At 64.2% G+C, this 6,453-nt stretch carries 5 protein-coding genes and 1 pseudogene; 1 reads left to right on the top strand and 5 read right to left on the bottom strand.

What is annotated here, in order from left to right:
- Positions 1-1,409, bottom strand: a 1,409-nt coding sequence (locus BGN91_RS09785) for a helicase-related protein (protein WP_292612629.1), incomplete at its 3' end; no start/stop codon positions are given.
- Positions 1,410-1,845: 436 nt separating this feature from the next.
- Positions 1,846-2,688 carry a DUF3108 domain-containing protein gene (locus BGN91_RS09780; protein WP_292612627.1) on the bottom strand — a complete coding sequence of 281 codons (843 nt, stop codon included), beginning with the start codon at positions 2,686-2,688 and terminating at the stop codon, positions 1,846-1,848.
- A 425-nt stretch (positions 2,689-3,113) separates the two neighbouring features.
- Between BGN91_RS09780 and rpmB the strand changes: the two genes are divergently transcribed.
- The gene (rpmB, locus tag BGN91_RS09775; RefSeq protein ID WP_292612625.1) at positions 3,114-3,407 is read left to right on the top strand and encodes a 50S ribosomal protein L28; all 294 of its coding nucleotides are present in this window, start codon (positions 3,114-3,116) and stop codon (positions 3,405-3,407) included.
- A 197-nt stretch (positions 3,408-3,604) separates the two neighbouring features.
- Here the strand turns inward: rpmB and BGN91_RS09770 are convergent, their stop codons facing one another.
- The 3 genes and pseudogenes from BGN91_RS09770 to BGN91_RS09760 all read right to left on the bottom strand — a co-directional run.
- Entirely contained in the window at positions 3,605-4,486 is an 882-nt protein-coding gene (locus BGN91_RS09770) for a patatin-like phospholipase family protein (protein ID WP_292612623.1), read from the bottom strand.
- A 65-nt stretch (positions 4,487-4,551) separates the two neighbouring features.
- Complete coding sequence (locus tag BGN91_RS09765) at positions 4,552-5,625, bottom strand: esterase-like activity of phytase family protein (protein ID WP_292612622.1); 1,074 nt, start codon at positions 5,623-5,625, stop codon at positions 4,552-4,554.
- 82 nt (positions 5,626-5,707) lie between these two features.
- A pseudogene (locus BGN91_RS09760) lies at positions 5,708-6,453 on the bottom strand (cobaltochelatase subunit CobT); the annotation flags it as partial.

Genomic DNA, 6,453 nt, shown 5'->3' with positions numbered 1-6,453 from the left:
GCATCAGACAATTTATTTTCGACCTCACGCGAAATTCCCTGCCAGTGATCGGGGTCCGCCAGCCAGTCCGGCCGATTGGCGATGAAGGTCCAGGTCCGGATTTGCGCAATCCGTCCCGACAAAGTGTCGATATCGCCGTCGGTGCGATCGGCCTGCGCGACCTGAGCGGCGAACCAGTCGTCAGGAACGCGGCCCTTGCGCATCAGGAAGCCGAATAACGTCGTCACCAGTTCGGCATGGGCGGCCGGCGCGATCTTGCGGTAGTCCGGAATCTGGCAGGCGTCCCACAGTCTCTCCACCGCCGCCGCGCCCTGCGCCATGGCGCGCACCTCGACATCGCGCGCGGCGTGATCGAGCACGCGCAGATCCTCGGCGATCGGGGCGCGGGTCAGCGCCTCGTGCGCGGGCGTCAGCGCCAGCGACACCTGCAAGGCGCCGAGCGAGGAGAAGTCGAGATCGGAATTGCGCCACTGCAGCGTCCTGACGGCCTCAAACGTGTGGTTTTGCAGCGCGTTGACCAGTTCGGGCTCGAACGGCGCGCAGCGTCCGGTGGTGCCGAAGGTGCCGTTGCGGGTGGCGCGGCCGGCGCGGCCTGCGATCTGGGCGAATTCCGCCGGATTCAGCCTGCGAAACTGGTAGCCGTCATATTTCCGGTCCGAAGCGAAAGCGACGTGATCGACGTCGAGATTGAGGCCCATGCCGACCGCATCGGTGGCGACCAGATAATCGACGTCACCGGACTGAAACATCGCGACCTGCGCATTGCGGGTGCGCGGGCTGAGCGATCCCAGCACCACCGCCGCACCGCCGTGCTGGCGGCGGATCAGTTCGGCGATGGCGTAGACCTCGTCCGCCGAGAAAGCGACGATCGCAGTGCGGCGCGGCTGCCGGGTGATCTTGCGGTCCCCGGCGAACTCAAGCTGCGACAGCCGCGGGCGGGTGATGATGCTCGCGCCGGGCAAAAGCCGCTCGATGATCGGACGCATGGTCGCAGCGCCGAGCAGCAGCGTCTCGTCGCGGCCGCGCCGGTGCAGAATGCGGTCGGTGAATACATGGCCGCGCTCCAGATCGGCGGCAATCTGGATCTCATCGACGGCGAGAAACGAGACATCGAGGTCGCGCGGCATCGCTTCGACGGTCGAGACCCAGAAGCGCGGCTTCGGCGGCTTGATCTTCTCCTCGCCGGTGATCAGTGCGACGGAATCCGCTCCGGAACGGTCGACGATCTTGTTGTAAACCTCGCGGGCAAGCAGCCGCAGCGGCAGGCCGATGATTCCCGAGGAATGCGCCAGCATCCGCTCGATCGCGAGATGGGTCTTCCCGGTGTTGGTCGGACCGAGCACCGCCGTCACGCCCGCACCGGGCGCGCGGTCATTGCCGGGCGGAGATATCGAAGATGAAAAGACCATGTTTTCCGAGGGTTTTCGCAGCGTTGGTGAAGCGGGGGTCGGACCGCCAGGATTCGATGTGTTTCACAATGCGACGCCTGCAGGGCCGCTACTTAAACTTTGGAACGAGTCCGGAACGAATCGCGCCCGAATCGCTGACTCCCGGCCTCTCTGGCTTCGTTCACCGCAACATCTCGCGTTTAGATCGACATCGGCAACTAGATCAAGTTCTACAGCCATCAACAAGAGCGGTTATTTCTCCCAAATTATGAATCCGCAGGGCGCATGAATTCCGCGGCAGGAGTCAACAGGATTCCGCAGGCGCGGCGCATCGGTGCGGATATCGGTTCGCGAAATGCGTGCGAGATGATCGAGGCCGTTTTCCTCTCAGGAACTCCTGCGTGAATCGGTCGAATCCCTTCAGGGCAGCGCACCATCGGTGCGGGTTGCTGCGCTTTTATTGCGCCTTCGCCGCGGCGGCATTTGGCGTGGCGGTCGTGATGAACTGGGTCGCTTCCAGCTTGCCGGTGCCGAGCGGCGTCGGAATCGTCAGGCGATAGGGCACCAGCACGCGCGTGCCGGCGATCGGCGCCAGCCAGATCTCCATATTACGCTGTGCGGCGAGATATTTGATCGCGAGGCGGTCGGGGACGTAGCCGGCGATCGGCGAGAAATAAATCGCGCAGACCACCGCCGGGCCGTGATAGCCCTTTTCCGACTTCACCGTTTCCATGCGCTTGAAGTCGAGCCGCAGATCGTAGCGCATGCGGCCGTCGAAGACACCGGTCGCGGCATGGCAGGCTTCGGGGCCGAGCGGATCGGCGGTGCCCGGCACGCGCACCAGGGTCGCACTCATCGGATCGAATACGCCCCGCTTGTGCGCATCGGTGACCGGAATGCGCTTGGTATCCACCGGCGGGGTCGGCTCGATGACGAAATCCTTCACGTTGCCGCCGGCCAGCGACATGTGAATGGTCTCGGATTTCTTCGATGACGAGATGGTCGCGGTATAGGTCGCAGGAGCCAGCGCACCGTTGACGATGCGGCCCTGTGAACTGCCGCTTCCGGTGCCATGGGCAAATGCCTTGAGAAGTCCGGTGGTGCCGCCGCTCGCGGCGGCCGAATACTGATCGTCGAAGATGTCGACCGCCCAGGCGCCGGTTCCCACGAGAATCCCGGCCAAAGTGACGTCATAGTGAGCCTCGAGCTTGCCCTGCGCAGCCGCCGGGGCGGGCATCGCCAGCGTCGCGGCAAGGAGGGCCAGCGATGCCGCGGCCGGAATCCGGAGCCAGGCGGACATCAACTGCGGTAACCTCGTTCGGAACACGCTCACTTAGGGGATCGTCCTGCACGTCAGGGCTTGGGCTCGCACGGCTATTAATCAGGCTTGCGGGTCATTGTCCGTCTGCGGTTCGCAAGCCGCAAAATCGAGCCTCCAACCGGCAATGCCGGCGCACCGGCCGACCCCGGATCATGATGTCGGTACGGATTGCGCCCTTTATATGATGGACCGCGTCGAAGGAACCGAACGGCATGCGTCAGTCAAACCGTCCGAAATGAAGCATTTGGCGCTCATTTTGTGCCGCCAATGACGATGCTTTTGCCTCCGCACCTTGACGCCCCGCCGCTCTCCTCCTATACGTCCGCCGTTCCTGAAATGGACGCGATTTCGAACCCCCGAGCCGCCCTGAGGGCCGACGCCGGGGATGACAGAGGATTTTCGCCATGTCCCGGCGCTGCGAACTGACAGCCAAGGCCCCCCTGGTGGGCCACAGGGTCAGCCATTCCAACATCAAGACCAAACGGCGCTTCCTGCCGAACCTGGTGAACGTCACCTTCCTGTCCGAGGCGCTGGCTCGCTCGGTGCGGCTGCGCGTGTCGACCAACGCGCTGAAGAGCGTCGACCATCGCGGCGGCTTCGATGCCTTCCTGCTGAAGGCGAGGGACTCGGAGCTTTCGCCAAAGGCAATCGAGATCAAGCGCCAGATCGAGAAGAAGCAGGCCGCCAAGGCCGGCTGATAACGACGAGCGATCGTTCGCTCACGTTCATCACTGTGAAACAATCGAGCCGGATCGGGGCGAACCGAGTCCGGCTCTTGTTTTTGCATTCCGCCGGACGCCATCCGTCCTCGCGAGATGCAGCGTTTTCGAGCGAAGCGGAAACCGGGTCGCGTAAAGAAAACGCGCCGAATCAAAATCATAGAGCCTGTAAAGGCTCAGTGCTGGTGAGGCCGCAACTCGCCGGGCACGCCGCGCTGTTCGAGCCCGCCGGCTGCGATCCATCGCTCGGTCTTCCTGGTTGCCCGCTCGATGTGCTCTTCGGTGCGCGAAAAATCATAGGGCGAGCCGACCAGCGGGCAGAGCGGCGGCACGACATGATATTCGATGGACGGATCGATATATTCCAGATCGTCGACCATCTGCCGCGAAATCAGCAGCGTCACCGCGTGAAGCACGTTCGCAACCGCGCCCTTCGGCGGCACCTCGCCGGCACACGCCGTTCCGGTCGGCAGAATGATGAGACGCCGCGCCCCCTTCTCGAGGGCGACCCTGATCGGCGTATTGCTCGAGATCGCGCCATCCGCGAGAAACATCTTCCTGTAGTGGACCGGCGCGAAGATGCCGGGAATCGACGTGCTCGCCACGATCGCCTTGGCGGCCGAGCCTTCGGACAGCACCGCGGCGCCGCCAGTCAGGATATTGGTGGTGACGATATGCACCGGAAGCTTCGCATCCTGAAGATTCCTGTAAGGCAGGTGATCGTCGACCAGCTTGCGCACGCCGTCATGCGAGATGAGAAAATCCCGCCGCCAGAGAAATCCGAGCAGGGTCATGACCGAGACCGGAAATACATCCTGACGGCGGAGGCCGCGCCAGATATCAGCAAGATGCTTCACGCCGTCGAGAGTCGGAACGCCGGCGTAATAGGCGCCGTTCAAGGCCCCGACGCTTGATCCCACCACAATATCTGCGACGACGCCGTGTGCGGCGAGCGCGTGCATCATGCCAACCTGGATGGCGCCGAAACTTCCGCCGCCCGCGAAGACGAAAGCGGTTTTGCCGGATGAATTGCCGGGCGATGGTGTTGAAGCTGACAAACCCCTGGCTCCTTCTGGTAGCCTGATCCTAACATTTGAGTCGTGCCTGGAGCGCGGCGCCCCGCCTATTCGACCAGCATGAACTGCAGCAGCAGCGTGCGCTGGATCAGCGAAAAATTGTCGTCGGACACAAGCGTCACGACGACGTCGCCGTTGTCGTCGGCGAACGCATCCAGCCCTTCGAAATTGTCGATCTCCTGCCCGAGATCCGCATCGAAGATCGAAGGGCCGTCCACCACCGCGCCGGGCGCGATCGCCGTCATCGCAATGCGCCGGATGCGGATGCCGATGCCGCCGGTCAGCGAGAATTTGCGTTCGAGGATCAACAGGTCGCCCGTCGGCAGCAGGCAGGCATCACTGACGTCGAAATGGTCGGTGCGGCGGACGGCGAACTGACCGGGCGACGGGCCGCCGATCAGGAACGCCGTGATGTTCTTGTTTGCGTCGAGGCCACGCTCTGAGATCGCGATCAGCGTGCCGGCGAGCGGCCTGCCGGATGGAACGACCGCCAACGCTTCCAGCCCGCGGTTGAACGGCAGCTTGCGCACGGCCGGCGGCGCCTCCACGTCCTCGCCGCGTGCGCGGGTAAAGTCCTTGGCGAAATCGAACCGCATGATGCGGTTGACGCGCTCGATGCCGACATAGACGAACGATCCGTCGAGCGCGATCGACTCGGTGTCGAACCGTCCGTGCGTGGCGATCGGCCTGCCGTCGTGCGCCAGCATCGGCGCAGCCTCGACATCGGCCAGCCCGGTCATTTCCGCGGCGGTCCCGTAGACGACGCGCCCGGTGATCCAGGCGCCCTTGTCGGTCGCCGAGATGAATTGCCGCCCTTTCGGATCAACCCGCAGGCTCGACAATCCTCCGAAGCCGGGAAACGACGAGGTCAGGACCAGGCCACTGCGAAAGGCGAGCGCGCCGAAGCGCGTGCGCGAGCGGTCGCGCAGGTCAAAGGAGGGAATCGGCCTCGCATTGACGGTGATCGACACCGGCGCCGGAGGCGTGAGGTCGTGGGGCGACGGTTGCTTGGGCAGCTGCGTCGCGAATTGCGCGCGGGCGGCGGGCATAAGCGTGAGCGACGTGGCGGCTACGCCCCATTTGAGAATGTCGCGGCGGCTAGGTTGGCTCGATGCTCGCATTTGCCCGCCGGTTCGCTTCAAGCTGTCATGGCCGGGCAAAGCGTAAAGCGCGCCTCGCGCAGAAGACCCGGCCTTCCATCCTTCACGAATGCAGTCTGCGCGGCCGCCGGGCCGGAACCAGGGGCGCATCATGCGTCTCGCTGAACAGTTCGGCGAGTTGTTCGGTGATGGCGCCCCCGAGCTCTTCCGCATCAACGATGGTCACCGCGCGGCGATAATAGCGCGTCACGTCGTGGCCGATGCCGATCGCGATCAGTTCGACCGGCGAACGCGTCTCGATCTCCTCGATGATCCAGCGCAGGTGGCGCTCGAGATAGTTGCCGGGGTTGACCGACAGCGTGGAATCGTCGACCGGCGCGCCGTCCGAGATCATCATCAGGATTTTGCGCTGCTCGCCGCGCGCAAGCAGCCGCTTGTGCGCCCAATCCAGCGCCTCGCCGTCGATGTTCTCCTTGAGCAGGCCCTCGCGCATCATCAGCCCGAGGTTCTTCCGCGAGCGCCGCCAGGGAGCATCGGCGGCCTTGTAAATGATGTGGCGCAGATCGTTGAGACGACCCGGCGCAGGCGGCTTGCCAGCGGCGAGCCACGCCTCGCGCGATTGACCGCCCTTCCACGCCCGCGTCGTGAAGCCGAGAATTTCCACCTTGACGCCGCAGCGCTCCAGCGTGCGCGCCAGGATGTCGGCGCACGTCGCAGCCACCGTGATGGGGCGCCCGCGCATCGAGCCGGAATTGTCCAGCAGCAGCGTCACCACAGTGTCGCGGAAGGTCGCCTCCTTCTCGTGCTTGAAGGACAGCGGCTGATAGGGATCGATCACCACGCGCGACA

This window comes from Nitrobacter sp. 62-13, assembly GCF_001896955.1.
Classification (GTDB): Bacteria; Pseudomonadota; Alphaproteobacteria; order Rhizobiales; family Xanthobacteraceae; genus Nitrobacter.
The sequence above is the reverse complement of the archived record's forward strand: the minus strand, read 5'-3'. Positions and strand labels throughout refer to the sequence as shown.

Coding starts and splice junctions, on each gene's coding strand:
- BGN91_RS09780 (WP_292612627.1), bottom strand. CDS start 2,688: ATGTCCGCCTGGCTCCGGATTCCGGCCGCGGCATCGCTGGCCCTCCTT.
- rpmB (WP_292612625.1), top strand. CDS start 3,114: ATGTCCCGGCGCTGCGAACTGACAGCCAAGGCCCCCCTGGTGGGCCAC.
- BGN91_RS09765 (WP_292612622.1), bottom strand. CDS start 5,625: ATGCGAGCATCGAGCCAACCTAGCCGCCGCGACATTCTCAAATGGGGC.